The organism is Agrobacterium sp. 10MFCol1.1 (assembly GCF_000381165.1).
GTDB lineage: Bacteria > Pseudomonadota > Alphaproteobacteria > Rhizobiales > Rhizobiaceae > Agrobacterium > Agrobacterium tumefaciens.
The window spans coordinates 276,148-299,505 of record NZ_KB906075.1; the positions used below are offsets into that span (position 1 = coordinate 276,148).

Annotated in this window: 31 protein-coding genes; 18 read left to right on the forward strand and 13 right to left on the reverse strand. The window is 59.3% G+C overall.

Features of this window, described 5'->3' with window-relative positions:
* Nucleotides 1-15 precede the first annotated feature (15 nt).
* The 3 genes from plsY to F617_RS0112590 are packed head-to-tail and all read right to left on the reverse strand — an operon-like array spanning nt 16 to nt 2,912.
* Nucleotides 16-633, reverse strand: a complete 618-nt coding sequence (plsY, locus tag F617_RS0112580; protein WP_003512722.1) for a glycerol-3-phosphate 1-O-acyltransferase PlsY — start codon at nt 631-633, stop codon at nt 16-18.
* A gap of 48 nt (nt 634-681) precedes the next feature.
* Nucleotides 682-1,974, reverse strand: a complete 1,293-nt coding sequence (locus tag F617_RS0112585) for a dihydroorotase (protein WP_013635967.1) — start codon at nt 1,972-1,974, stop codon at nt 682-684.
* Nucleotides 1,971-2,912, reverse strand: a complete 942-nt coding sequence (locus F617_RS0112590; RefSeq protein WP_003512724.1) for an aspartate carbamoyltransferase catalytic subunit — start codon at nt 2,910-2,912, stop codon at nt 1,971-1,973. The genes F617_RS0112585 and F617_RS0112590 overlap by 4 nt, the downstream gene beginning before the upstream one ends.
* A gap of 129 nt (nt 2,913-3,041) precedes the next feature.
* Between F617_RS0112590 and F617_RS0112600 the strand changes: the two genes are divergently transcribed.
* The 5 genes from F617_RS0112600 (at nt 3,042) to F617_RS0112620 (ending at nt 6,959) form a co-directional block, all read left to right on the forward strand.
* On the forward strand, nt 3,042-4,694 hold the full coding sequence (locus F617_RS0112600) for an acyl-CoA dehydrogenase family protein (protein ID WP_013635968.1): 1,653 nt from the start codon (nt 3,042-3,044) through the stop codon (nt 4,692-4,694).
* Nucleotides 4,695-4,833: 139 nt separating this feature from the next.
* Entirely contained in the window at nt 4,834-5,445 is a 612-nt protein-coding gene (locus tag F617_RS0112605) for a GNAT family N-acetyltransferase (RefSeq protein WP_019565494.1), read from the forward strand.
* Between the two features lie 135 nt (nt 5,446-5,580).
* Nucleotides 5,581-6,225 (forward strand): TetR/AcrR family transcriptional regulator, encoded by a 645-nt coding sequence (locus tag F617_RS0112610; RefSeq protein ID WP_003512728.1) that lies wholly within the window; start codon nt 5,581-5,583, stop codon nt 6,223-6,225.
* Between the two features lie 258 nt (nt 6,226-6,483).
* Nucleotides 6,484-6,645 carry a hypothetical protein gene (locus tag F617_RS28360; protein WP_013635969.1) on the forward strand — a complete coding sequence of 54 codons (162 nt, stop codon included), beginning with the start codon at nt 6,484-6,486 and terminating at the stop codon, nt 6,643-6,645.
* Nucleotides 6,642-6,959, forward strand: a complete 318-nt coding sequence (locus F617_RS0112620) for a DUF6105 family protein (protein ID WP_019565495.1) — start codon at nt 6,642-6,644, stop codon at nt 6,957-6,959. The genes F617_RS28360 and F617_RS0112620 overlap by 4 nt, the downstream gene beginning before the upstream one ends.
* Here the strand turns inward: F617_RS0112620 and ruvX are convergent.
* Together ruvX and F617_RS28700 are read right to left on the reverse strand one after the other, a co-directional pair.
* Nucleotides 6,911-7,390 (reverse strand): Holliday junction resolvase RuvX, encoded by a 480-nt coding sequence (gene ruvX, locus F617_RS0112625; RefSeq protein WP_003512731.1) that lies wholly within the window; start codon nt 7,388-7,390, stop codon nt 6,911-6,913. The two genes, F617_RS0112620 and ruvX, sit on opposite strands and share 49 nt — an antisense overlap.
* Before the next feature lie 15 nt (nt 7,391-7,405).
* Nucleotides 7,406-7,708: an alkylphosphonate utilization protein gene (locus tag F617_RS28700; RefSeq protein WP_003512732.1), complete on the reverse strand. Its 303-nt coding sequence runs from the start codon at nt 7,706-7,708 to the stop codon at nt 7,406-7,408.
* A gap of 84 nt (nt 7,709-7,792) precedes the next feature.
* On the opposite strand from F617_RS28700, the gene F617_RS28705 reads away from it, so the two are divergent.
* The 3 genes from F617_RS28705 to gatA all read left to right on the forward strand — a co-directional run bounded on the left by F617_RS28705 (nt 7,793) and on the right by gatA (nt 10,447).
* Entirely contained in the window at nt 7,793-8,497 is a 705-nt protein-coding gene (locus F617_RS28705) for a metal-dependent hydrolase (protein WP_003512733.1), read from the forward strand.
* 125 nt (nt 8,498-8,622) lie between these two features.
* On the forward strand, nt 8,623-8,910 hold the full coding sequence (gatC, locus tag F617_RS0112640) for an Asp-tRNA(Asn)/Glu-tRNA(Gln) amidotransferase subunit GatC (RefSeq protein ID WP_003512734.1): 288 nt from the start codon (nt 8,623-8,625) through the stop codon (nt 8,908-8,910).
* Between the two features lie 55 nt (nt 8,911-8,965).
* Nucleotides 8,966-10,447 (forward strand): Asp-tRNA(Asn)/Glu-tRNA(Gln) amidotransferase subunit GatA, encoded by a 1,482-nt coding sequence (gatA, locus tag F617_RS0112645; RefSeq protein ID WP_019565496.1) that lies wholly within the window; start codon nt 8,966-8,968, stop codon nt 10,445-10,447.
* Nucleotides 10,448-10,506: 59 nt separating this feature from the next.
* Here the strand turns inward: gatA and F617_RS0112650 are convergent, their stop codons facing one another.
* Entirely contained in the window at nt 10,507-10,764 is a 258-nt protein-coding gene (locus F617_RS0112650; protein ID WP_003512746.1) for a YjhX family toxin, read from the reverse strand.
* A gap of 299 nt (nt 10,765-11,063) precedes the next feature.
* Here F617_RS0112650 and F617_RS0112655 point away from each other — a divergent pair, with 299 nt between their 5' ends.
* Nucleotides 11,064-11,573, forward strand: a complete 510-nt coding sequence (locus tag F617_RS0112655) for a GNAT family N-acetyltransferase (RefSeq protein WP_019565497.1) — start codon at nt 11,064-11,066, stop codon at nt 11,571-11,573.
* Here the strand turns inward: F617_RS0112655 and F617_RS0112660 are convergent.
* A complete protein-coding gene (locus F617_RS0112660; RefSeq protein ID WP_019565498.1) occupies nt 11,555-11,887 on the reverse strand; it encodes a DUF1294 domain-containing protein in 333 nt (110 codons plus the stop codon). The two genes, F617_RS0112655 and F617_RS0112660, sit on opposite strands and share 19 nt — an antisense overlap.
* 151 nt (nt 11,888-12,038) lie before the next feature.
* On the opposite strand from F617_RS0112660, the gene gatB reads away from it, so the two are divergent.
* The 5 genes from gatB to F617_RS0112685 all read left to right on the forward strand — a co-directional run bounded on the left by gatB (nt 12,039) and on the right by F617_RS0112685 (nt 15,762).
* Entirely contained in the window at nt 12,039-13,544 is a 1,506-nt protein-coding gene (gene gatB / locus F617_RS0112665) for an Asp-tRNA(Asn)/Glu-tRNA(Gln) amidotransferase subunit GatB (protein ID WP_026330819.1), read from the forward strand.
* A gap of 159 nt (nt 13,545-13,703) precedes the next feature.
* Nucleotides 13,704-14,201, forward strand: a complete 498-nt coding sequence (locus F617_RS0112670) for a GNAT family N-acetyltransferase (RefSeq protein ID WP_003512751.1) — start codon at nt 13,704-13,706, stop codon at nt 14,199-14,201.
* On the forward strand, nt 14,198-14,671 hold the full coding sequence (locus F617_RS0112675; RefSeq protein ID WP_019565500.1) for a GNAT family N-acetyltransferase: 474 nt from the start codon (nt 14,198-14,200) through the stop codon (nt 14,669-14,671). Before F617_RS0112670 ends, F617_RS0112675 begins: the two co-directional genes overlap by 4 nt.
* A 109-nt stretch (nt 14,672-14,780) precedes the next feature.
* The gene (locus tag F617_RS0112680; protein WP_013635978.1) at nt 14,781-15,179 is read left to right on the forward strand and encodes an NADH:ubiquinone oxidoreductase subunit NDUFA12; all 399 of its coding nucleotides are present in this window, start codon (nt 14,781-14,783) and stop codon (nt 15,177-15,179) included.
* Between the two features lie 145 nt (nt 15,180-15,324).
* Nucleotides 15,325-15,762, forward strand: coding sequence for a DUF2155 domain-containing protein (locus F617_RS0112685; protein WP_013635979.1), 438 nt, complete (start codon nt 15,325-15,327; stop codon nt 15,760-15,762).
* A gap of 16 nt (nt 15,763-15,778) precedes the next feature.
* On the opposite strand, the gene aat is transcribed toward F617_RS0112685, so the two are convergent.
* From aat to F617_RS0112710, 5 genes are all read right to left on the reverse strand, one after another.
* A complete protein-coding gene (gene aat, locus F617_RS0112690; RefSeq protein WP_003512757.1) occupies nt 15,779-16,393 on the reverse strand; it encodes a leucyl/phenylalanyl-tRNA--protein transferase in 615 nt (204 codons plus the stop codon).
* A 5-nt stretch (nt 16,394-16,398) separates the two neighbouring features.
* On the reverse strand, nt 16,399-17,745 hold the full coding sequence (gene accC / locus F617_RS0112695) for an acetyl-CoA carboxylase biotin carboxylase subunit (RefSeq protein WP_013635980.1): 1,347 nt from the start codon (nt 17,743-17,745) through the stop codon (nt 16,399-16,401).
* 12 nt (nt 17,746-17,757) lie between these two features.
* Nucleotides 17,758-18,243 (reverse strand): acetyl-CoA carboxylase biotin carboxyl carrier protein, encoded by a 486-nt coding sequence (accB, locus tag F617_RS0112700; protein WP_003512759.1) that lies wholly within the window; start codon nt 18,241-18,243, stop codon nt 17,758-17,760.
* Nucleotides 18,244-18,268: 25 nt separating this feature from the next.
* Nucleotides 18,269-18,706 (reverse strand): type II 3-dehydroquinate dehydratase, encoded by a 438-nt coding sequence (gene aroQ / locus F617_RS0112705; protein ID WP_019565501.1) that lies wholly within the window; start codon nt 18,704-18,706, stop codon nt 18,269-18,271.
* Nucleotides 18,707-18,830: 124 nt separating this feature from the next.
* The gene (locus F617_RS0112710; RefSeq protein WP_003512760.1) at nt 18,831-19,598 is read right to left on the reverse strand and encodes a DsbA family protein; all 768 of its coding nucleotides are present in this window, start codon (nt 19,596-19,598) and stop codon (nt 18,831-18,833) included.
* Between the two features lie 171 nt (nt 19,599-19,769).
* Here F617_RS0112710 and F617_RS0112715 point away from each other — a divergent pair, with 171 nt between their 5' ends.
* The gene (locus F617_RS0112715; RefSeq protein WP_025593298.1) at nt 19,770-20,927 is read left to right on the forward strand and encodes a pyridoxal phosphate-dependent aminotransferase; all 1,158 of its coding nucleotides are present in this window, start codon (nt 19,770-19,772) and stop codon (nt 20,925-20,927) included.
* A 31-nt stretch (nt 20,928-20,958) separates the two neighbouring features.
* On the opposite strand, the gene F617_RS0112720 is transcribed toward F617_RS0112715, so the two are convergent.
* Nucleotides 20,959-21,642: a helix-turn-helix transcriptional regulator gene (locus F617_RS0112720; RefSeq protein WP_025593299.1), complete on the reverse strand. Its 684-nt coding sequence runs from the start codon at nt 21,640-21,642 to the stop codon at nt 20,959-20,961.
* Between the two features lie 74 nt (nt 21,643-21,716).
* On the opposite strand from F617_RS0112720, the gene F617_RS0112725 reads away from it, so the two are divergent.
* The 3 genes from F617_RS0112725 (at nt 21,717) to F617_RS0112735 (ending at nt 23,257) form a co-directional block, all read left to right on the forward strand.
* On the forward strand, nt 21,717-22,043 hold the full coding sequence (locus F617_RS0112725) for an NIPSNAP family protein (RefSeq protein ID WP_019565504.1): 327 nt from the start codon (nt 21,717-21,719) through the stop codon (nt 22,041-22,043).
* Nucleotides 22,040-22,405: an antibiotic biosynthesis monooxygenase gene (locus F617_RS0112730; protein ID WP_019565505.1), complete on the forward strand. Its 366-nt coding sequence runs from the start codon at nt 22,040-22,042 to the stop codon at nt 22,403-22,405. Before F617_RS0112725 ends, F617_RS0112730 begins: the two co-directional genes overlap by 4 nt.
* Before the next feature lie 147 nt (nt 22,406-22,552).
* A complete protein-coding gene (locus F617_RS0112735) occupies nt 22,553-23,257 on the forward strand; it encodes an SDR family oxidoreductase (RefSeq protein WP_019565506.1) in 705 nt (234 codons plus the stop codon).
* Nucleotides 23,258-23,358 lie beyond the last annotated feature (101 nt).

Genomic DNA, 23,358 nt, shown 5'->3' on the forward strand with positions numbered 1-23,358 from the left:
TCCCTAAAGCTGGCCTTAGCCCTTTTGCCCGATCCTGCTTTCCGTGCCGGCCAGAAGCCGTGCGATGTTTTCCCGGTGTTTCCACCAGGAAATCACGCTCAGCAACGTTACCAGAAGCGCCGTCTTTTCAGGCCCGACTATCCATAGGGCGACCGGGATCACAAGCATGGCAACCAGCGCCGACAGCGAGGAATACCGGGTGATGAACGCGGTTGCGAGCCAGATCAGCGCAAAAGCCAGCATCATCAGGGGGGCAGCGCCTAAAAGCACGCCGATATAGGTCGCCACGCCCTTGCCGCCCTTGAAACCGAGCCACACCGGAAACAGATGGCCGAGAAAGGCAAAGAAACCGGCAACCAGCGACGCCTCGTAACCCCAGAGCGCATTGGCGACGAGCACTGCGGCGGTGCCCTTCAGCGCATCGAGCAGCAATGTCGCTGCGGCGAGCTTCTTGTTGCCGGTGCGCAGCACATTGGTGGCGCCAATATTGCCGGAACCAATCTTGCGCACATCGCCCAGCCCCGCCATGCGGGTAAGAAGCAGGCCGAAGGGTATCGAGCCGAATAGATAGCCAATCAGCGCCGCAAGCGCGAGAAGGGCAGGCGCCGTCTGCCAGTCAGTCAAAGCACTCATTCAACGTTCCCTCTCGTCGCGCGCCTGCGTGATCCCATGCCCGTGATCTTATGCCAAGGAATGAACCGCTTTGCCAGCCACATAAGTGGCGACAGCGCGGCCGCTGAAACGGGCATCCTCAAACGGCGTATTCTTGGATTTCGACACCAGTTGATCTCTCGCAACCAGCCAAGGCTCGTCCAGGTCGATCAGCGTGATATCAGCCTTCGCGCCGGCTTTAAGCGTTCCCGCATCCAGTCCGAAGATTTTCGCCGGGCGGGTGGAAAGCGCATCGATCAGCCGCATCAGCGGAACCTCGCCGCTATGGTGAAGGCGAAGCGCCGCCGCCAGCATGGTTTCCAGCCCCACCGCACCGCTTGCCGCATCCGAAAAGGGCAGGCGCTTGGTGTCCACGTCCTGCGGGTCGTGCGAGGAAACGATGATGTCGATCGTGCCATCCTTCAGCGCCTCGACCATGGCCTTGCGGTCGTCTTCGGCGCGCAAGGGAGGTGAGAGCTTGAAGAAGGTACGGTATTCGCCGATATCGTTCTCGTTCAGCGTCAGATGGTTGATCGAGATGCCGCAGGTCGCCTTGACGCCCCGCTGCCGGGCAAGACGGATCGCTTCTGCCGATTCCGGCACGGAAATCTTGGCGGCGTGATAGATCGCTTGCGTCAGACCGGCAATGCGCAGGTCGCGCTCCAGCGGAATGATCTCGGCTTCCTTGGGGATTCCGGACAGACCGAGCCAGCTTGCGAAAAGCCCCTCGTTCATGTCGCCGCCGCCGATATATTTGTCGCGGGTCTCAAGTGCAATCACCGCACCCAATTCGCGCGCATAGGTCATGGCGCGGCGCAACACCAGCGTGTCGGAAAGCGCCCTGCGGCCATTGGTGAAGGCAACCGCACCGGCTTCCTTCAGCATGCCGATCTCGGTCATTTCCTCGCCGTTGAGGCCCTTGGTCAGGGCTGCGGCGGGATGCACATTGACGAGCGCCTTGTCGCGTGCCGCCTTTTTCACATATTCGACCAGCGCAATGTCGTCGATAACGGGGTCGGTGTCCGGCATGACGATGATGCTGGTGACGCCGCCGGCCGCTGCCGCGCGGGAAGCGGATTCGATGGTTTCACGGTGTTCGCCACCCGGCTCACCGACAAAGACGCGGGCATCCACCAGACCGGGAACGGCCAGCAGCCCCTTGCAGTCGCGAACCGTCGCACCCTCGGGCACACCCTGGTTGTGTGCCTGCCCGCCGGAGTCGAGGATCGTGCCGTCGGCACCGATGACGATGCTGCCCACCTCGTCCAGATTGCGGGAGGGATCAACGATGCGAAGGTTTTTGAGAACGGTCACGGCACTCATACGCGCTCACCCTGATTTTGCGAGACAAGCAGGGTTTCCATGACAGCCATGCGCACGGCAACCCCCATTTCCACCTGGCTTTCGATGACGCTCTGCGGACCATCAGCCACTTCGGATGAGATTTCCACGCCACGGTTCATCGGGCCGGGATGCATGACCAGCGCATCTTCTTTCGCTGCCTTCAACTTTTCGGCATCGAGACCGTAATAGTGGAAATATTCGCGCACCGAAGGCACGAAGGAACCGGACATGCGCTCGCGCTGCAGGCGCAACATCATCACAACATCGGCGTTCTTCAAGCCTTCCTTCATGTCATGGAAGACCTCGACGCTCATGTCGCGGATACCGGAGGGAAGAAGCGTCGCGGGAGCCACGACGCGCACGCGCGCGCCCATCTGGTTGAGCAGGATGATGTTGGAGCGGGCAACGCGCGAATGCAGTACGTCGCCGCAGATCGCCACCGTTATTCCCGAAAGATCACCCTTGGCGCGGCGAATGGTCAGCGCGTCGAGAAGGGCCTGCGTCGGGTGTTCATGCTGGCCGTCGCCGGCATTGACCACGGAGCAGGCAACCTTCTGCGCGAGAAGGGCTGCGGCACCGGCCGAGGAGTGACGCACGATCAGCACATCGGGGCGCATGGCGTTCAGCGTCATCGCCGTGTCGATCAGCGTTTCGCCCTTCTTCACCGAGGAATTGCTGACCGACATGTTCATCACATCGGCGCCAAGCCGTTTTCCGGCAAGCTCGAAGGAGGATTGTGTCCGGGTCGAAGCTTCGAAGAACAGGTTGATCTGCGTGAGGCCCCGAAGCGTCGAGGTTTTTTTCTCGCGCTGACGGCTGATTTTCACCGCTTCGTCGGCCTTGTCGAGAAGCAGGGTTATATCCTGATGGGAAAGCCCCTTTATGCCGAGGAGATGGCGGTGGGGAAAATAGACCATGGAAATTGTCCTCCGGGTCGCAATAGTCAACGGGTCTATAAAGACAGGTGGCTTTGCGGGCAAGCATGCGATAAGCCGGGTTTTGGCATATACACGCAATAAAGCACGAATCCCGATAGAAGGATGCGAATGACAGGCATGAACCGGACAGAAGAATCGCTCGCCGAACTAAACCAGCCTAGCCTATGGTCCGGTATCAATGCCTATCGTTCCGATCCGCTGATCGTCGACCTCACATCCGGCCTGTCACGCAATCTGAGGGACGAGTTCGACCAGCTCGGCCGTTACGTCACCTCGCACGAAGCGCAGGAACTGGCGCGCATGGCCAATCAGGGCGTGCCGCAGCTGCACACGCATGGCCCGCGCGGCGAACGTCTCGATCAGGTTGAGTTCCATCCCGCATGGCACGCACTGATGCGCCGTTCCATGTCATCGGGTCTTCATTCCAGCGTCTGGGAAAATGCAGCCGAAACGCGCGGCAATGAACACAAGGCGCGCGCCACCAAATTTTATCTGACCTCGCAGCTCGAGGCCGGGCATCTCTGCCCGTTGACCATGACCAGCGCCTCCGTCGCAGCCATCATGACCTCGTCGCGTGTGCAGAAGGAATGGGTGCCGAAGATACTGTCGCGGAAATATGATTCCTCGCAGAAGCCGGCCTTGCAGAAAACCGCCGTCACCGTCGGCATGGGCATGACGGAAAAGCAGGGCGGCACGGATGTGCGCGCCAACCGCAGCACGGCGGAGCGGGTGGGCGAGGGCATCTATCGCTTGTCCGGCCACAAATGGTTCCTGTCCGCGCCGATGAGCGACGGTTTCGTCATGCTGGCGCAGATGGGCGACGGCATGGGCTGTTTCCTGGTGCCGCGTTATCTGGAAGACGGTTCCGCCAACGGCCTGCATTTCCAGCGCCTGAAGGACAAGCTCGGCAACCGCTCCAACGCCTCCGCCGAAGTCGAGTTCACCGATGCTTTCGGTTATCTTCTGGGTGAACCCGGCAGCGGTGTGCGCACCATTCTCGACATGGTGACGCTGACGCGGCTCGACTGCGCGCTGGCATCATCAGGCATGATGCGCGCTTCGCTCGCCGAAGCCGTGCATTTCGCACGCGGCCGTTCCGTCTTCGGCAAGACGCTGGTCAGCCAGCCGATCATGACGCGCGTTCTCGCCGATATGGCGCTGGATGTCGCAGCAGCAACGGCACTCTCCTTCCGGCTGGCATCGGCATTCGATGCCGCCCGCAACAATGCCTCCGAGGCGGCCTATGCGCGGGTGATGACGCCGATTGTGAAATACTGGTGCTGCAAGATCGCGCCGGCGTTGATTTACGAGGCGATGGAGTGCCTTGGCGGCAACGGATATGTGGAAGAACGGCCGATTGCCCGCCACTACCGCGAAGCGCCGGTCAATGCCATCTGGGAAGGCTCCGGCAACGTCATGGCGCTGGATGTGCTGCGTGTTCTTCAGCGCGGCAAGGATCTGTTCGATCTCGTTTTCCAGACGCTGGAGCGCGACCTCGGACCCGCCGGAAAAAAGACCACGGATGTGCTGCGCGCCGCAATCGCGCTTGCCGAACGCGATGAGGGTGCTGCCCGCCTGCTGGTGGAGCAATTCGCACTTGCTGCCGCTGCCGCAGAGCTTTGCCGGCTCGGCGCCGGCAAGATCGCAGACGCCTTCCTCGAAACCCGTCTGGCGGGTGGTTGGCGACATACTTACGGCATGCTCGATTCTCGCTTTGATCCGAATTATATAATCGATTTATTGTATCCGCCCGCGTCCTGACCGATAAAGGGTGGAAAGCTGTTGTTGCAGTCCCTGTGGGAGGGGTATCGGATTTGAGAAAAGGCGTTGGCGTGGGGCGTATTTCTGTCTTTAAGTCGTTGGGCGCGTGCGCGCGCATGGAGATGGAGGTCGATAGCAGATGCTGACCTTCCGCTCCGCCCGTCCTGAAGATGAAGAGGCGCTCTACGCCATCAGTCTTGCCACCGGCGATGCCGGGCAGGATGCCACCCCGCTTTATCGCGATGGCCGCATGGTGGGGCATATCTATTCCGTGCCTTATCTGCATCTGTGGCCCGATGCCGTTTTTGTGGCGGAAGACGAAGAGGGTGTCTGCGGTTACATCGCCGGCGCGCTCGATACCGCCTTGCATGATGAGCGGCTGGAGCATGAGTGGTGGCCGCATCTGCGCGCCCTTTATCCCGACCCCGTTGGCGACCAGCAAACATGGGACGCCGATCAGCGCCGTGCACATTTCATCCACCACCCGCGCCACACGCCAACCTGGCTGACCGATCCGTTTCCGGCCCATATCCACCTGAACCTTCTGCCACGCACGCAGGGCAAGGGCGGCGGCACGCGGCTTTTGTCGCGCTGGCTCGATATGGCGAGACAAAACAACGTCTACGGCATCCACCTCGGCGCCAGCGAGCGCAACCAGGCGGGTATTCGCTTTTGGGAAACCCGCGGCTTCAAACGTCTCGAAACCCACGACACACCAGGCACCGTGTGGTTTGGAATGGCGCTGGAGTGATTATTTGCGGGGTACGGGTCCTCGATCTTCATTCATCCACAGGAACCTTCTCCCCAGCCGCTGCGCTGCATTGTCCTCGTCTTCATGCTTTGTTAACCCGTTGGGTCAGGCCTTTTAAAAGACGGGTAGGGAAGCATGCTGGCGACCGCAGAGGTGATTTCAGCCGACAAGCCGGAAAAGCGCATCAAGGATCGCGCTGCGACCGAAAAGGCGATTTTTGAGGCGGCCCGGTCGCTTCTGGCCGAAGAGGGCTTTCAGGGTTTTGGCATCAATGCCGTTGCCCGCCGCGCCGGATGCGACAAGCAGCTGATCTACCGTTATTTCGGCGGTCTGGAAGGGTTGATCGAGGCGATCGGCGAGGATCTCGGATCCTGGGTGAAAGACCGTATTCCTGAAGATACCGGCGGCATGTTCCTGTTGACCTATGGCGATCTCATGGAAAAGCTGGCGCTTTATTTCATGGATGCGCTGCGCAGCGATCCTCTCGTCTGCAAGATTATTGCCTGGGAAGTGTCGGATGGCTCGCCGCAGGTCAGGCAGCTTGCCGAAGCCCGTGCCAAATCGCTCGGCAAATGGCTGGAGCGCATGCGCGGATCGCTGGCAGCACCCAAGGGCGTAGATACCGCAGCTGTCAATGCCGTGTTGTTCGCCGCCATCCAGCATCTCGTGATTTCCGCCGCCACCAGCGGCCAGTTCGCCGGCGTGCCGCTGAAGTCGGACAAGGACTGGGACAAGATTGCAACCGCCGTCAAAAGACTGGTGCGCGGCGTTTACGGCTGAACCTGGCGTAACGAGCCGGGCGAGACGGTCACCCTAACAAAATCGGCCGTTATTTAACGAAAAATCAACCATGTTTTCAGCGGTCCGGCAACCTTGCGGCATCGCATGCCGTTGGCTTCGTGAGGGGTGTTTTCCACAGCCGGACCCGCCACCGTTAACCATACCGACAGCTTTCATTTGCTTAGCCATGGTTACCGGTCCAGTGTGAATTAACAAAATGTTAACCATGCGCAATGACTGCGTATAAGGGAGCCGCAAGTGAGCCGCTGGACAGCTTTGGGCGTCATGATGACGTTTTTTGCTATGCTGCCGTTGGATATTGACGCGCCAGCGTTTAACCTTTGCCTGATGGCTCTGGTGCGCTGGGCGGTGCTTGCTGGCATTCCCGATACGATTTTCACGCGGGAGCAGACTGCATGAAGTGGTTTTTGATCCTCTGGGCCGGTCCCGTTGCATTTCTCGGCAGCTGGTACTGGCTATCCTATTACGACTTGAGCTTCGGCTTCTTCATGCTGACGCGCCAGACGCATGATCTGGTATTCCAGATTTACGGCAATATCCTCGGCCTGCCGCCGGAAAGCCTGCCGCCGCTGGTCGCGCGCGCCATAGCGGTCGACAGCCTGATTGTTTTTGCGATCCTTGCTTTCCGCAAGCGAAAACAAATTGCCAATTGGTGGCAGGGATGTCAGCCCGTTGCGCGGGCGAGTGCCGAAAGCCTGTCCAGCGCGCCCTGAAGAATGAAGCTTGCAGCTGCCGAATCGATGCGTTCGGCCCGTTTGGCGCGTGAGACATCCATTTCCAGAAGCACACGTTCGGCGGCGACGGTTGAAAGCCGTTCATCCCAGAAAATGAAGGGCAGGGCGGTTTTCTCCCCCATGGTACGAACGAAGGCGCGTGTTGCCTGCGCGCGTGGTCCGGCCGATCCATCCATGTTTATGGGCAGGCCGATGATGAAAGCGGATACCTTTTCCTTTTCGGCAAAGGCCAGCAGCACCTCGGCATCCCGAGTGAATTTGACCCGTTTGATGACGGGGCGCGGCGTGGCGAAGCGCCGCGACAGGTCCGACATGGCAAGTCCGATGGTTTTCGTCCCAAGGTCGAGGCCCGCAATCGCCTGTGCCGGCTGAAGCGTTTCCGCGAGCTCCTCGATGGTAAGTATCGCCATGTCGTATGCTGTCCCTTATCTTTTGCGGACGAATTCGGTGCGCAGCACCAGACCCTTGACCGTCTCGTGCCTGCAATCGATTTCTTCCGGATTTCCGGTCAGGCGGATCGATTTGATGACAGTGCCCTGCTTGATGACCGTATTGGTGCCTTTGACCTTCAGATCCTTGATCAGCGTTACCTGGTCACCATCCGCAAGCACGTTGCCTGCAGCATCGCGCACTTCGTTCGCGCGCAAAGCTTCTGCGGCCAGCTCGGACGCAGGCCGCCATTCGCCGGTCGCCTCGTCATACACGTAATCGTCATTATCCGCGGCCATTGTCGCCTCTCTGAAATATCGGTAGTGCGGTTGTTCAAGCCGTCCTATGTCATAATATACGGGCAATACAAAGGAGAACTTCCCATGAAAATCACCTGGCTCGGCCATTCCGCCTTCCGCCTTGAAAACGGCAGCGCGAAGATCCTTATCGATCCGTTTTTCACCGGCAATCCCGGTTTTGCCGGACAGGATGCGAAAAGCGCGGCTGAAGGCATCACCCATATTCTCCTGACCCACGGCCACGGCGATCATGTGGGGGATACCGTCCAGCTTGCTCGCGAAACGGGCGCGACGGTGCTTGCCAATGCCGATCTCGCCGCTTGGCTTTCCACCAAGGGCGTGGCGAAGGTCGATATGGGTAATACCGGCGGCACGGTACATTTCGACGGTTTTTCCGTAACCTTCACCAATGCGCTGCATTCATCCGCCCAGATCACCGAGGATGGAGTTTCTCATTCACTCGGCAACGCCAATGGACTGATGCTGCATTTCGAAGACGGTCCGGCCGTCTATCATATGGGCGATACGGATATTTTCTCCGACATGAAGCTCATCAACGAATTGCACCAGCCGGATATCGGTCTCGTGCCAATCGGCGACCGCTTCACCATGGGTGGTGCGGTGGCTGCACTCGCCTGCCAGCGCTTTTTCAAATTCGCCAACGTCATTCCCTGCCACTACGGTTCCTTCCCGATCGTTGACCAGACGCCGGAGAAGTTCGTGGCCGGCATGGAAGGCTCGGATGCGCGCGTCCACACGCCGAAGCCGGGTGAAATACTGTCCTTCTGACATTTTGCTGACGCATGTCGCTACAGCAAAACCGCTACACAGTTTTACGCGACATGCTTTCTACCGTTGCGAATGGCGGACATGGTGATTATAGCGGTTAGGAAAATTCTGACCGGAGTAGAACCATGTCCGTCGATCTCGCCACCGTAAAGCGCGTTGCGCGCCTCGCCCGTATCGCTGTTACTGAAGACGAAGCACAAAATATGCTTGGCCAGTTGAACGGCATACTCGGTTTCGTGGAGCAGCTTTCGGAAGTGAATGTTGACGGCGTCGAGCCGATGACCTCCGTTACCCCCGTGGATATGAAAAAGCGTGCCGACGTCGTCACCGACGGCAACAAGGCGGAAGACATCGTCGCCAATGCGCCTGCGACCGACCGGGACTTCTTCATGGTTCCGAAAGTGGTCGAGTAATCCGACCGCCGTTTGCCGCCCGATTTTTCCAAGATTTCGAAAGCCGTTGCCGACCATGACCGACCTGACGAGCCTGACCATTGCCGAAGCCCGCGAAAAGCTGAAGGCGAAAGAGTTTTCCGCCCTCGAGCTGACCGACGCCTATATTGCCGCCATCGACGCAGCCAACGGCGCACTGAACGCCTATGTTGCCTTGACGCCTGAAAAGGCGCGCGACATGGCGAAAGCCTCCGATGGCCGCATCGCCGCAGGCGCGGCGGGCGAGCTGGAAGGCGTTCCGCTCGGCGTGAAGGACCTTTTCGCCACCCGTGACGTGCACACGCAGGCATGTTCGCATGTTCTCGATGGCTTCAAGCCGAAATACGAATCGACCGTCACCCAGAACCTCTGGGACCAGGGCGCCGTCATGCTCGGCAAGCTCAACATGGACGAGTTCGCCATGGGCTCGTCCAACGAAAGCTCCTGGTACGGTCCGGCCATCAACCCCTGGCGCGCCAATGGCTCCGAGCAGAAGCTGGTGCCCGGTGGTTCCTCCGGCGGTTCGGCCGCAGCCGTTGCCGCGCATCTGTGCGCCGGCGCCACGGCAACCGACACCGGCGGCTCCATCCGCCAGCCGGCGGCCTTTACCGGCACCGTCGGCATCAAGCCTACTTATGGCCGTTGCTCGCGTTACGGCATCGTTGCTTATGCTTCCTCGCTCGATCAGGCCGGCCCGATCGCACGTGACGTGCGCGACGCCGCTATCCTGTTGAAGACGATGGCGAGCGTTGACGCAAAGGATACGACCTCCGTCGACCTGCCGGTGCCGGATTACGAAAAGGCCATCGGCCAGTCGCTCAAGGGCCTAAAGATCGGTATCCCCAGGGAATATCGCGTCGATGGCATGCCGGAAGAAATCGAAAAGCTCTGGGCAAAGGGCGTCGAATGGCTGCGCGAAGCCGGTGCCGAAGTGGTCGATATCTCGCTGCCGCACACCAAATACGCGCTTCCTGCCTATTACATCGTCGCGCCCGCGGAAGCTTCGTCCAACCTCGCTCGTTATGACGGCGTACGTTACGGCCTGCGCGTCGACGGCAAGGACATTGCCGACATGTACGAGAAGAGCCGTGCAGCCGGTTTCGGCAAGGAAGTGCAGCGCCGTATCATGGTCGGCACCTACGTGCTTTCAGCCGGTTATTACGACGCCTATTACCTGAAGGCGCAAAAGGTCCGCACGCTGATCAAGCGCGATTTCGAAAACGTCTTCCATGAGGGCGTCGACGCCATTCTGGCGCCGATTACCCCGTCTTCCGCCTTCGCTGTCGGTGATGAGGAACTCGCTTCCGATCCCGTGAAGATGTACCTCCAGGACGTCTTCACCATCACGGTCAACATGGCCGGTCTTCCCGGCCTCTCGGTGCCTGCCGGCCTGGACGGCAAGGGCCTGCCGCTCGGCTTGCAGCTCATCGGCAAGCCTTTCGAAGAAGAGACGCTCTTCAAGACGGCGCATGCCATTGAGCAGGCTGCCGGCAAGTTCACGCCTGCCAAGTGGTGGTAAGCGGCTGAACAAAAGCTCTATAATTGTCACGGGCGGCATCAAGTGCCGCCCGTTTGTTTTTATCGATTGTCCAGCTCACCCCGTACGAGTTCCAAGCCACGCGTCGTGATGCGGTAAGGCTTGCCGCCTGACGAGGCGATGGCTCTCTTCCGTTTCAGTTTGCGGAAGGTGAGGAGATCGAGGCCGCTGAAAATCCAGCCGTCGCGCGTATAGAGCGCGAGTTTTTCGATTTTGTGATGGTCGTCTCGAACGAGTTCGATGCTGCCGCCCTGGGCGAGCAGGTGAAGAATGCGCTGTTCGGCGCGGGAAATGTCCATTGTCGGAAATCCGGTCGGCGTCTTCTAGACGCATGAAAACAAGTCCGGGTGCCGTTAAGGCATCCAGGTCGGTTTCATCATGGCCCGGCGCGCAAGAAACTTGCGGGCAGGGCCGTTACCGGGACTCCGATTGAGCGAACATAAAAGCTCCTTGTTTGCTCTTTTTGGTTAGCGGGGGAGACGTGTGCGGTCAAGTCCCACGGGGCATCACCCGACCCGGCGGGCAGGGCGGTGTGGAAACCGCACTGGCCGAATCGCACCGCCGGTGCTTTACTTCGTTGGGCCATGGAGGGCGCGGCTTGATCGTCATTCGCAATGCGCAGGAGCAGGAAGCGGAGGTTTTGGCAGCCATCGGCCTCAGGGCATGGCGGCAGGCCACAACCGCGCTCGGCATTACCGCGACGCTTTACGATAACGCAGCCAGTGCCTTTTCCAATTTCACCCGCTCGTCCTGGCTTGCCATCCGCGTGGCCGAGTTCGGGGGCGCGGTTGCCGGATGGGCGGCACGGGAACATTTCAACGAGGCGATTTCCGATTTCTGGATCGATCCGGATTTTCAGCGCAGAGGTATGGGCAGCCTCCTGCTTGCGGATATCGAACGGCAGATATTGCAACGTGATTTCGAAACCATCCGGCTTGAAACCCATGCGCAGAACGAACCGGCGGTCGCCTTTTTCCGTCATCACGGTTACAGCGTCCACTGGCTCTCCGTCTCCTATGCGCCGAAGCTTGATCGCGACGTGCAATCCGTCGGCCTGCAAAAGCAGCTGGTCGAGGTCGAGAGCGGCCTTTATGGGCCGGGGTTCTGAGAGAGCGTCTGCAGGCCGGTTACAAGCCGTATCGGCCAGTCCGGCATGATGGCGAGGGACGCGACAAGGCCCACCTGTAAAATTACGATGGATATCAGGATGCTGCGGAAGGGTTCCTTGCGGGTTTTGTGCCGCAGCAGGCGTTGAGCCGAGACTGCGCCCATGCTGCCGCCAATAAAAGCAAGCAATAACAGAGTACTTTCCCGAATGCGCCAGCCACCCTTTCTCGCCGCCTCCTTGTCCCACCAATAGACAAGAAAGACGAAAAGATTGAAGGCCATATAGGTCATGAAGCAGAGAGCGATCATGGTCATGACGTGAATAGAAACTGAGAACCGTAAAAAACGCGTGTCCGGTTCCGGCGAAAATCCGGTGCCTGGCGCGACAGGGTGCAAGATGTCTTGCGCCCGCGCTCCATTTGTTCTACCCACCAAGGCCAAAGAACCCGTATATCGTGAGCTTCATATGACCCTTGTAGACGTGCGCACCCCCGACCCGAAACGCTTCATTCCCGGCGCCACCGGCGATTGGGAAATCGTGATCGGCCTGGAGGTGCATGCGCAGGTTCTCTCCAATTCCAAGCTGTTTTCCGGCGCTTCGACCACTTTCGGCAATGCGCCGAACTCCAACGTGTCGCTGGTGGACGCCGCCATGCCCGGCATGCTTCCCGTCATCAACGAGGAATGCGTCAAGCAGGCGGTGCGCACCGGTCTCGGCCTGAAGGCCAAGATCAACAACCGTTCGATCTTCGACCGCAAGAACTACTTCTATCCGGATTTGCCGCAGGGCTACCAGATTTCGCAGTTCAAGGACCCGATCGTCGGTGAGGGCATCATCACGATTTCGCTCGGTCCGGATCGTCAGGGCAATTTCGAGGATATCGAGATCGGCATCGAGCGCCTGCATCTGGAGCAGGACGCTGGCAAGTCCATGCACGACCAGCACCCGACCATGTCCTTCGTGGACCTGAACCGTTCGGGCGTGGCGCTGATGGAAATCGTCTCCAAGCCCGACATGCGCTCGTCGGATGAGGCAAAGGCCTATCTCACCAAGCTGCGGTCCATCGTGCGGTATCTCGGCACCTGCGACGGCAACATGGACGAAGGCTCGATGCGCGCCGACGTCAACGTCTCCGTGCGCCGTCCCGGCGAAGGTTTCGGCACGCGCTGCGAGATCAAGAACGTCAACTCCATCCGCTTCGTCGGCCAGGCCATCGAATATGAGGCGCGCCGCCAGATCGCCATTCTCGAAGACGGCGGTGTCATCGATCAGGAAACTCGCCTGTTCGATCCCGGCAAGGGTGAGACGCGTTCCATGCGCTCCAAGGAAGACGCGCATGACTATCGCTATTTCCCTGATCCGGACCTGCTGCCGCTCGAGTTCGACGATGCTTTCGTCGAGGCGCTGAAGGTCGATCTGCCGGAACTGCCTGATGACAAGAAGGCCCGTTTCGTCGCCGATCTTGGCCTGTCGGTCTACGACGCCTCGATCCTCGTTTCGGAAAAGGCGATCGCCGATTATTACGAGGCGGTTGCTGCCGGCCGCGATCCGAAGGCCGCCGCCAACTGGGTCATCAATGATCTTCTCGGTGCGCTGAACAAATCAGGCAAGGACATAGAGACGACGCCGGTTTCTCCCGAACAGCTGGGCGGCATTATCGATCTCATCAAGTCCGAGACCATTTCCGGCAAGATCGCCAAGGATGTGTTCGAAATCGTCTGGAACGAGGGTGGCAACCCGGCCGAAATCGTCGAGACGCGCGGCATGAAGCAGGTGACGGATACCGGCGCCATCGAAAAGGCTGTGGACGAGATCATCGCCGCCAACCCCGATCAGGTCGAGAAGGTGAAAGCGAAGCCAGCGCTTGCCGGCTGGTTCGTCGGCCAGGTCATGAAGGCGACGGGCGGCAAGGCCAACCCGCAGGCCGTGCAGGCGCTGGTGAAGGCCAAGCTCGGCATCGAGGACGAGTAAGCGGACGCTGCTTCCCGTGCCTGTACAAAGGCGTTGAAGTAGCAAGTTCTCATCCGTCATTCTCGGCATAAGCCCGAGGATGACGTCGAGCACTGGGTCTGACATTGATTTATGCCGGGATCACGCCCGGCATTTCTGTTTCGAGACGGAGCAAACATCATGTTTTTCATACGCACGGCAAGCCAGCGCGATATCGAGCCGGTCCGGGCGCTTCTGGCTACCACCTGGCATGCGACCTATGACGCGATCTACGGCGCAGACAAGGTGAAGGAGCTGATTGCCGCATGGCATTCGCCACAGGCCATGAAGGACCGCATCGAGAAAAAGGGCGGCGAATTTCTGGTGGCCGACAATGGCCGGCAGATCGGCGGTATGGCTTATGCTTCCATGTCTGCGAAGATGAGCAAGACGGCCCTGTTGCACCAGCTTTATGTCGGGCCTGAATTCCAGCGTCAGGGCGTCGGCCGCGATCTCTTCGCCGAGCTTGAAACCTGCTTTCCGGATGCGGAAATCATGCGTCTGGAAGTGGAGCCCAAAAATACTGTCGCAATAGCCTTTTATGAAGGCGTCGGATTTACCGAGGTTGACCGAATCGAGCGCATGGCGGGTATCGATGGTTTTCCCGGTATCGTCATGGAAAAGAGCCTGAAACGATGAATGCGACATTAGATACGCTGATAATCCGCACGGCACGGCAAGAGGATGTTCCCGCACTCGCGGCCATCTATGCCGCTGACGAAATCGGAGGCCACGGCGATACCGCCGACGAATCGGCGCTGCCGGACTATCTCGCGGCCTTCCGCGATATCGAGGCGTCCCCCACCGAGACGCTTTACGTGGCGGAACTGGACGGCGAGATCGTCGGCACTTTCCAGACGGCCATCCTGACCAAGCTTATCGGGCGCGGCGCCAAATCCATGGTGATTGAAGCGGTGCAGACGCGGCCCGACATGCGCGGCCGTGGCATAGGTGCGGTCATGATCAACTATTGCCTTGATGAAGCGCGCGCCAGTGGCATGAAAGCCGTGCAGCTCACCTCCAACGTGGCGAGGCTCGATGCCCATCGCTTTTACGAGCGGCTGGGTTTCGAGAAGCGGCATTTCGGTTTCAGGATGAAGCTGAAATAGCGCGGATATATCGGGAAATACTGGACAATCGCCGTGAGGGGCGGCATAAGCTTGTCTTGTGCCGTGCACGGAAAATCGCTGCGGCGCATTCAAGCCCGAGGAACGCATAATGAAGACTCTCCTGACGCAAATCTTCACCTGGTGGAACGGCCAGACGATCGGAACGCGGTTTCACACCTGGCGTTTCGGCAAGAAGGTCGGACAGGACGAGTTGGGCAACACCTATTACGAAGGCGGCACCACCTCCTGGGGCATGCCGCGCCGTTGGGTGATCTATAACGGTTATGCCGAAGCTTCGGCCATTCCGCCCGGCTGGCATGGCTGGATGCACTACCGCACCGACGTGCCGCCGAGCCAGGAAACATATGTTCCGCGGGAATGGCAGAAGGCGCATCAGGCCAACCTCACCGGCACATCCAAGGCCTATCGCCCACAGGGATCGCTGGCGGTCGCAGGCGAGCGTCCGCGCGTAACCGGCGACTACGATGCCTGGACCCCCGGCAACTGAGCAGGGCAAAATGAGCATTGCGATGCGCGGTGTTGTGCAAAACGCCGCGCTTGGCACACGACCTCACCGGTTTTTGCCACATTCCGCCCTTACGCGTTGATCCGGTCGTCGTCCCGACACAGGCAATTTTTTGGAGACATATCGTATGAGGATATTCACGCGGGATCGTTCTTTGCGTGCGCTGACAGTCTCGCTGTTTGCAGCGGTCTCTGCTGTCATCCTCGTATCGCCCGTCTCCGCCGCCCGTCTTGAAAACCGCGTGGCAGTGTTTTCCGGCATCGACAAGATCACCGGCCGCATTACGTCTTTCGATGTCTATATCGACGAAACGGTTCAGTTCGGCGCGCTCCAGGTGACGCCTAAGGTCTGTTATTCGCGCGACCAGACGGAAGCCCAGAAGATCGATGCTTTCATCGAGGTGGATGAAATCACTCTCGACCGCAAGATAAAGCGGATTTTCACTGGCTGGATGTTCGCCGACAGCCCCGGCCTCAATGCCGTCGAGCACCCGATCTACGACGTATGGCTGACGGGCTGCAAGCAGGACTCTGAAGTTCCCGCTCCCTCAACGGCAAGCAAATAACGTTACGTTATGATTTTTAGAATTGCAGGTCTGGCTGGTTGACGGCCTGATCGAGCATTTTCGCATATTGCTGCTTCGGCACGTCGATCGCGCCGAATGTCTTCAGATGCTCGGTGGTGAATTGAGTGTCGAGCAACACGAAACCGCTTGCTCTCAGCCGCTCCACCAGATGCACGAGGCAAATTTTCGAGGCGTTGGTGCGGCGGGAAAACATGCTCTCGCCGAAGAATGCGGCCCCAAGCGATACACCGTAAAGTCCGCCGACAAGTTCCTTGCCATCCCACGCCTCGACACTATGGGCATGGCCGATCTGGTGCAGTTCGGTGTAGAGTTTGCGAATTGTGGCGTTGATCCAAGTGCTCGGCCTGTCCGGCGCTTCAGCCGCACATCCTGCCATCACCGCTTCGAAAGCGGTATTGAAGCGTATCTCGAACGGCTTCTTGCGCATCGCCTTGGCGAGGCTTTTGGAAATGTGGAAATCGTTGAGCGGAATGATTCCGCGTATTTCCGGCTCGACCCAGAAAAGCTCGGGATCATCAGCCGAATCGGCCATCGGAAACAGGCCGGCGGAATAGGCGCGCAGCAATATATCGACGGTTATGCCGTTATTTTTGCTGCGCCGCCCAACCATATCTCTTAGTGAGACGCATCACCGGCCAGGTATTTTTCCAGCCAGTGAATGTCGTAATTGCCGCTGAGGATATCTTCGTTCTGAAGAAGATCCTGGAAAAGCGGGAGCGTGGTCTTGATGCCGTCGACGACGAACTCGTCCAGTGCCCGGCGCAGACGGCGGATGCATTCGTCACGGTCGCGACCGTGAACGATAAGCTTGCCGATCATGCTGTCGTAATAAGGCGGGATCTTGTAGCCCTGATAGGCACCCGAATCGACGCGCACGCCAAGGCCGCCCGGCGTATGGAAATAGGTCAACGTGCCGGGGGAGGGAACGAATGTGCGCGGGTCCTCGGCATTGATACGGCATTCGATGGCATGGCCATGGAATTCGATATCCGCCTGCGTGACCGACAGGCCCTGTCCCGAAGCAACCCTGATCTGTTCCTGCACGAGGTCCATGCCGGTGATCGCTTCCGTCACCGGGTGTTCCACCTGAAGACGCGTGTTCATTTCAATGAAATAGAACTCGCCGTTTTCGTAAAGGAACTCGATGGTGCCGGCACCGCGATATTTCAGCTTGCGCATGGCGCTTGCACAAATTTCGCCGATCTTCATGCGCTGTTCAACGGTGAGGGCCGGGGAGTTCGCCTCTTCCAGCACCTTCTGGTGACGGCGCTGCAGCGAGCAATCGCGTTCGCCAAGATGAATGGCGTTGCCTTCCCCGTCGCCGAAAACCTGCACTTCGATATGGCGCGGCTTGCCGAGGTATTTTTCCATGTAAACGGCGTCGTTGCCGAAGGCAGCTGCCGCTTCGGAGCGGGCCGTCGAGACCGCCTCGTCGAGATCCGCTTCCGTCTTCGCTACCTTCATGCCGCGACCGCCGCCACCTGCCGTCGCCTTGATCAGGACCGGGAAGCCGATCGTCCGGGCGATTTCGAGCGCATTCTCGGGCTTCACTTCGCCGTCGGAGCCGGGAACCACGGGAATACCGAGTTCCTGTGCGGTCTGCTTGGCGGTGATCTTGTCGCCCATAAGGCGGATATGCTCTGCGGTCGGTCCGATGAAGGTAATGCCGTGCGCGTCGAGGATATCGGCGAACTTGGCGTTTTCCGACAGGAAGCCGTAACCGGGGTGAACGGCGTCCGCACCGGTGATTTCGCAGGCCGCAACGATCTGGTGGATGTTGAGGTAGCTGTCACGCGAAGGCGGCGGGCCGATGCACACACTTTCGTCGGCAAGGCGCACATGCATGGCGTCCGCGTCTGCGGTGGAATGCACGGCGACTGTCGGAATGCCAAGCTCCTTGGCAGCGCGCAGGACGCGCAGCGCAATCTCGCCGCGGTTGGCTATGAGGATCTTCGAAACCATGCTGAACCGCCTTTATTCGATGACCACGAGAGCTTCACCATACTCCACGGGCTGTGAGTCGTTGACGACGATTTCCACGACCTTGCCGGACTTCGGAGCCGGGATCTGGTTCATGGTCTTCATGGCTTCGACGATGAGGATGGTCTGGCCTTCCTTGACGGTCGCGCCCACTTCGACGAACGGACGTGCGCCCGGAGCAGGCGACAGGTAAACCGTGCCGACCATTGGCGAGGTAACGGTATTGGCCGGGTTGCGGGCAGGTGCTGCGGCGACCGCAGGTGCTGCCGGAGCGGCAACTGCCGCCGCTGCAGGGGCTGGCGCCGGTGCTGCGTAACCGGTGGGCGCTGCGGCATATACCGTGGTGGGCGGAGCGGCGCGGGAAACGCGGATACGCAGGTCTTCCTGCTCCACTTCGATTTCCGAAAGGTCGGTATCGTTGAGGATATTCGCGAGCTCGCGGATCAGTTCCTTGTCGATACCCTGTTTCTTTTCAGACATGACAAACCCTATTCTTTGTTTCTTTTTATGCCGTGATGTTCTTCAGCGCGTGAAGCGCCATGATGTAGCCATATGGTCCGAAACCGCAGACCATGCCCTTCGCGGCGGGCGATACCATCGATTTGTGACGGAACTCTTCCCGCGCGTGGATGTTGGAAATATGCACTTCCACGACGGGCGTGGAAATCGCACGAATGGCGTCATGCAGCGCGATCGAGGTGTGGCTGTAGGCGCCGGGATTGATGACGACACCTGCCGCTCTCTCTCCCGCCTCATGCAACCAGTCCACGAGCACGCCTTCGTGGTTGGACTGGCGGAATTCCACAGCGAACCCGAGATCTGCACCAGCAGCAAGACAATCATTCTCGATGTCTTTCAGCGTCTTGCCACCATAGATACCCGGTTCCCTTTTTCCCAGCATGTTGAGATTGGGGCCGTTGATGACGATGATGATGTTGCCCATTCGTGTTTCCATAAGAAAATCAGCGACACCTATAGACTGCGCAGCCTTCAAGGAAAAGCCCCCGAAAGCCGTAAACAGCCGGCAGGCCCGGCATCCACAGGGAATGCAGCGGCTTTTTGCGGAATCAGGAGCAGGTGGCTTTTCCGCAACTGCGCATATTGGCGATTTTTTCTTTCAACGGGTCCGCACCAACAGCGCCGAAAACAGCCTCGTTGCCGACGATATAGGATGGTGTTCCTGTTATGCCGAGGCTGTTGGCGAGCTTGTAGGTTTCCTGCACCTGCGCGTCGTTGGGGTTTTCTGCCATCGATTTGCGGATGTCGGCTTCCTTGAGACCGAGCGACGTCGCGACTTCCATGGCGCTGTCTTCATTCGCCCGTCCGCGGCCGCCAAGCAAGGCGCGCTGGAATTCGGGATATTTGGCAGGCGCAAGCAGCTTGACGGCGTTGGAGACCCGATGCGCGGCGACCGATTCCGGCCCGAGGATCGGGAATTCCTTGAGCACGACGCGTACTTTCTTGTCCGTCTTCAGAATATTGTCCATGTCGCCCATGGCGCGTTTGCAATAACCGCAATTGTAATCGAAGAACTCGACCAGCGTGACGTCGCCGTCCGGATTGCCGAGCGCCAGATCGTATTTCGATTCGAAGATGGTCTTCTGGTTGTCGGCCACGGCTTCCGCCGCCTTGGCGTTGCGGGTCGCATATTGCTTGCGTTCAAGCGCGTCCTGAACTTCAAGCATGATCTCGGGGTTCTCGATCAGATATTGCTTGATGAACTCGCCCATTTCCTTCTTCTGCTTGTCATCGAGGGCATGGGCGGGCAGAGAAGCGAAAGCCATGGAAAGGGCCGTTACGCTGGCGAGAAGGGTTGAACGGAGAAGATGCGCCATATCGGTCCTCATACTGTGCGGCCAATGCCTCATGAATGTTATGATGCAATTACCTTACTTTAAGCCAAATGCCATACGCCAAAAATAGTTGTCCGCATTATGGTCGCACGATTGTGAAGCGTGTGATTCTGGGGCAAGTCTCTGAAATACGGTTCAGGAAAGAGCATGCCCTTGATAACGATGTCGAAGCGGAGCGCAGTCGAACCCTTTCACGCCATGGATATTCTGGCGGAGGCGAACCGGCGACGGCAGGCGGGACGCCCCGTCATTTCCATGGCGGTCGGCCAGCCTTCCCATCCCGCACCGAAAGCCTCTCTGGCGGCCGCGCAGGAGGCGCTGAAGCATGGGCGGATCGGCTATACCGATGCGCTGGGCCTGCGTGAATTGCGCGAAGCGATTGCCGGTCACTACCGGCTGCGCCACCAGGTTATCGTCGATCCGGCGCGCATTGCCGTTACCACCGGGTCTTCTGCCGCTTTCAACCTCGCCTTCCTCAGCCTTTTCGATGCCGGTGATCATGTCGCGATCGCAAGGCCCGGTTATCCCGCCTATCGAAATATCTTGAAAGCGCTTGGCCTCAATGTCGTGGAAGTGCCGGTAACGGCGGAAACCGGCTATACACTGACGCCTGCCAGCCTCGAGCGGGCGGAGACGAGGGCGGGCTGCAAGTTGAAGGGCGTGCTCCTGGCAAGCCCGGCCAACCCAACCGGCACGGTCACCGGCCGCGAAGCGCTGAAACGGCTGGCAAACTATTGTGAAAGCCGGGATATCGCCTTCATTTCCGACGAGATCTACCACGGCCTGACTTTCGTCGGCGAGGAAACGAGCGCGCTCGAACTCACCGACAATGCCGTCGTCATCAATTCCTTCTCGAAATATTATTGCATGACCGGCTGGCGCATCGGCTGGATGGTCCTGCCGGAAAACCTCGTCCGTCCGGTCGAATGTCTTGCTCAGAGCCTGTATATTTCACCGCCGGAACTATCCCAGCTGGCGGCAACCGCAGCCTTTTCGGCGGCGGAGGAACTGGACGTCTACCGGGAAAGCTACCGCACCAACCGCGATTTCCTGATGACTCGCCTTCCGGAAATCGGCCTGCCGCTGGCGTCTCCCATGGATGGAGCATTTTACGCCTATGTCGATACCAGCCGCTTTTCCAATGACAGCATGGATTTCGCCAAACGCATGCTGGCGGAAATCGACGTGGCGGCGACGCCCGGCATGGATTTCGATCCAGAGGAGGGCCACAGGGCGCTGCGCATTTCCTATGCGGGTTCGGTGTCGGATATTGCCGAGGCCGTTGGGCGCATTGCTGGTTGGCTGAAATAAGCCCTCGGGTTCTTCTCGCCTTTGGCGGGGATCAGGCGGGCGAGCAACCGAAGGTGCTGGCAAAGGCCTTTTCACCCTTTGTGGTGAAGGTCAGCACGCGCCCGTTTCCTTGCCGCAGCCAGTCGCGCTGCTGCATGGCTTTCAGAAGCGATGCGCCGAGCCCGCCGCCGAGGTGGTGACGACGTTCGCTCCAGTCCAGGCAATGCAGGCAAACCGGGCGCCTTGCCTTTTCCAGCGGCGAAAGATCAATGCCGAAGCTCGAGAAGAAACCCCGCCCGCTATCCGTAAGTGCGGGATCGTCGCCTGACGTTACGAGACCTTTTGCGGTGATAGTCGAAAGCAGTGCCACGCCGCTTTCTCCGGCCAGATGATCGTAACAGATGCGCGCCTCGCGAAGCGCGGTGTCCTTTGGTCCGGTACGCACGCGCACGGCCCCGGTGCGCTGCGCAAGTCCCATCAGCGCTTCAAGAACCTGCGCCACATCCGCGTCGGAAAGCCGGAAATAGCGATGCCGCCCCTGTTTTTCCGCTTTCAGCAATTGGGCGTCGGAGAGTTTTGACAGATGCCCGCTAGCGGTCTGCAGGGTCACGCCGGCGGCTTCGGCAAGCTCGCTTGCCGTCAGCGCGCGTCCGTCCATCAGCGCCGTCAATATGTTGGCGCGTGCGGGGTCGCCGATCAGAGCGGCGACATTTGCGATCAAGGGTCCGTCTTTCATAGTTCGATGATAGCCGAAGCATTGATGTGAGGCAATGGCGTAGACAGGGAAGTCAGAACACGAGGAGACCGACGATGCTGACCTGTTTCATCCGTTACGAGATCAACCCCTTCAAGGTCGATTCTTTCGATCAATATGCCCGCAACTGGGGTGAGGCGATACCGCGCTGCGGCGCCGATCTGATCGGCTATTACGCACCGAAAGAGGGATCGAGCACTATTGCCTACGGCGTCTATAACATCAGAAACCTTGCCGCGTACGAAGCCTACCGGGCGCGACTTGCCGCCGACCCGGCAGGGCGGGAAAACTATGAATTCGCCCGGCGCGAGCAATTCATCCGCCGTGAGGACAGGCTGTTCCTGAGGCTGGCATCTGCGCCGCACGGCGGAGGCGGACGATGATCGCCGTCATCTTCGAGGTCTGGCCGGCTGAGGGCGAAAAACAGCATTATCTCGATATTGCCGCCAGCCTGCGCGCCGAGCTCGAAACCATCGACGGATTCCTGTCCGTCGAACGCTTTCAGAGCATCGGCAATCCCGACAAGATGCTTTCGCTGTCATTCTTCAGGGATGAGGAGGCGGTGAAGGCATGGCGCAACACCACGTCGCATCGCGCAGCGCAGTCGCTGGGACGGTCCGGCGTCTTTTGCAATTACCGCCTGCGTATCGCCACCGTGATGCGGGACTATGGTTTGAAGGAGAGGGAGGAGGCCCCGATCGACAGCAGACAGGTCCATGCGGCGGATAATCAAGTGCGGCGTTGACGGGCCTTCAGATCAGTTTTTCTTCAAGCCGGTCCAAGGCTTTCTGGTTCGAACTCGCTGCCAAAACCCGCTATAGATGGAGCGGGTTATGGATGGAGAAGGGCTGCCACGCGGCGGTCCGCCCGATTGGACATGGAGAGAAGAACGATGTCGGCAGAAAAAGTGGCGATTGTGACGGCAGGCGGCAGCGGCATGGGCGCGGCCGTGGCGAAACGTCTAAGCGCTGATGGTTACAAGCTCGCGATCCTGTCGTCCTCCGGCAAGGGAGAGGCGCTGGCGAAGGAACTGGGCGGCATCGGCGTCACCGGCTCCAACCAGTCCAACGACGATCTCAATCGACTGGTGGAGCTGACGCTCGAAAAATTCGGCCGTATCGACGTTCTCGTGAACAGTGCAGGCCATGGCCCGCGCGCCTCCATCCTCGATATCACCGATGAGCAATGGCACACGGGTCTCGATGTCTACCTGATGAACGTCATCCGCCCGACACGGATTGTGGCTCCTTTCATGGTGAAACAGAAAGCCGGGTCGATCGTCAACATCTCGACTGCCTGGGCTTTCGAGCCGAGCAGCATGTTCCCGACTTCTGCAGTGTTCCGCGCCGGCCTTGCTTCCTACACCAAGATTTTTTCCGATACCTATGCGGCCGACAATGTGCGCATGAACAATGTTCTGCCCGGTTGGATCGATAGCCTGCCAGCCACGGAAGAGCGCCGCCAGGCTGTGCCGATGCAGCGTTACGGAACGAGCGAGGAGATAGCCGCAACCGTTGCCTTCCTCGCCTCGGAAGGTGCGGGTTACATCACCGGCCAGAACATCCGCGTCGATGGTGGTCTGACACGGTCTGTTTGACGATTGGCATATCGGGCTTCCGTCACCCCGGACTTGGTCCTTTGCCAACGCGGTCAAGTCCTTGATCGGGAGAGATTTCTTTCACGGCGCAGACGCGCCGT

Coding starts and splice junctions, on each gene's coding strand:
- F617_RS0112600 (WP_013635968.1), top strand. CDS start 3,042: ATGACAGGCATGAACCGGACAGAAGAATCGCTCGCCGAACTAAACCAG.
- F617_RS28700 (WP_003512732.1), bottom strand. CDS start 7,708: ATGGCCGCGGATAATGACGATTACGTGTATGACGAGGCGACCGGCGAA.
- F617_RS0112660 (WP_019565498.1), bottom strand. CDS start 11,887: ATGACCATGATCGCTCTCTGCTTCATGACCTATATGGCCTTCAATCTT.
- ruvX (WP_003512731.1), bottom strand. CDS start 7,390: ATGGCGATACTTACCATCGAGGAGCTCGCGGAAACGCTTCAGCCGGCA.
- F617_RS0112710 (WP_003512760.1), bottom strand. CDS start 19,598: ATGGCGCATCTTCTCCGTTCAACCCTTCTCGCCAGCGTAACGGCCCTT.
- F617_RS0112585 (WP_013635967.1), bottom strand. CDS start 1,974: ATGAGTGCCGTGACCGTTCTCAAAAACCTTCGCATCGTTGATCCCTCC.
- accB (WP_003512759.1), bottom strand. CDS start 18,243: ATGTCTGAAAAGAAACAGGGTATCGACAAGGAACTGATCCGCGAGCTC.
- F617_RS0112650 (WP_003512746.1), bottom strand. CDS start 10,764: ATGGACATTTCCCGCGCCGAACAGCGCATTCTTCACCTGCTCGCCCAG.
- gatC (WP_003512734.1), top strand. CDS start 8,623: ATGTCCGTCGATCTCGCCACCGTAAAGCGCGTTGCGCGCCTCGCCCGT.
- F617_RS0112590 (WP_003512724.1), bottom strand. CDS start 2,912: ATGGTCTATTTTCCCCACCGCCATCTCCTCGGCATAAAGGGGCTTTCC.
- F617_RS0112605 (WP_019565494.1), top strand. CDS start 4,834: ATGCTGACCTTCCGCTCCGCCCGTCCTGAAGATGAAGAGGCGCTCTAC.
- gatB (WP_026330819.1), top strand. CDS start 12,039: ATGACCCTTGTAGACGTGCGCACCCCCGACCCGAAACGCTTCATTCCC.
- F617_RS0112620 (WP_019565495.1), top strand. CDS start 6,642: ATGAAGTGGTTTTTGATCCTCTGGGCCGGTCCCGTTGCATTTCTCGGC.
- F617_RS0112685 (WP_013635979.1), top strand. CDS start 15,325: ATGAGGATATTCACGCGGGATCGTTCTTTGCGTGCGCTGACAGTCTCG.
- aat (WP_003512757.1), bottom strand. CDS start 16,393: ATGGTTGGGCGGCGCAGCAAAAATAACGGCATAACCGTCGATATATTG.
- accC (WP_013635980.1), bottom strand. CDS start 17,745: ATGGTTTCGAAGATCCTCATAGCCAACCGCGGCGAGATTGCGCTGCGC.
- gatA (WP_019565496.1), top strand. CDS start 8,966: ATGACCGACCTGACGAGCCTGACCATTGCCGAAGCCCGCGAAAAGCTG.
- plsY (WP_003512722.1), bottom strand. CDS start 633: ATGAGTGCTTTGACTGACTGGCAGACGGCGCCTGCCCTTCTCGCGCTT.
- aroQ (WP_019565501.1), bottom strand. CDS start 18,706: ATGGGCAACATCATCATCGTCATCAACGGCCCCAATCTCAACATGCTG.
- F617_RS0112610 (WP_003512728.1), top strand. CDS start 5,581: ATGCTGGCGACCGCAGAGGTGATTTCAGCCGACAAGCCGGAAAAGCGC.
- F617_RS0112680 (WP_013635978.1), top strand. CDS start 14,781: ATGAAGACTCTCCTGACGCAAATCTTCACCTGGTGGAACGGCCAGACG.
- F617_RS0112730 (WP_019565505.1), top strand. CDS start 22,040: ATGATCGCCGTCATCTTCGAGGTCTGGCCGGCTGAGGGCGAAAAACAG.
- F617_RS28705 (WP_003512733.1), top strand. CDS start 7,793: ATGAAAATCACCTGGCTCGGCCATTCCGCCTTCCGCCTTGAAAACGGC.
- F617_RS0112720 (WP_025593299.1), bottom strand. CDS start 21,642: ATGAAAGACGGACCCTTGATCGCAAATGTCGCCGCTCTGATCGGCGAC.
- F617_RS0112735 (WP_019565506.1), top strand. CDS start 22,553: ATGTCGGCAGAAAAAGTGGCGATTGTGACGGCAGGCGGCAGCGGCATG.
- F617_RS0112670 (WP_003512751.1), top strand. CDS start 13,704: ATGTTTTTCATACGCACGGCAAGCCAGCGCGATATCGAGCCGGTCCGG.
- F617_RS0112675 (WP_019565500.1), top strand. CDS start 14,198: ATGAATGCGACATTAGATACGCTGATAATCCGCACGGCACGGCAAGAG.
- F617_RS0112725 (WP_019565504.1), top strand. CDS start 21,717: ATGCTGACCTGTTTCATCCGTTACGAGATCAACCCCTTCAAGGTCGAT.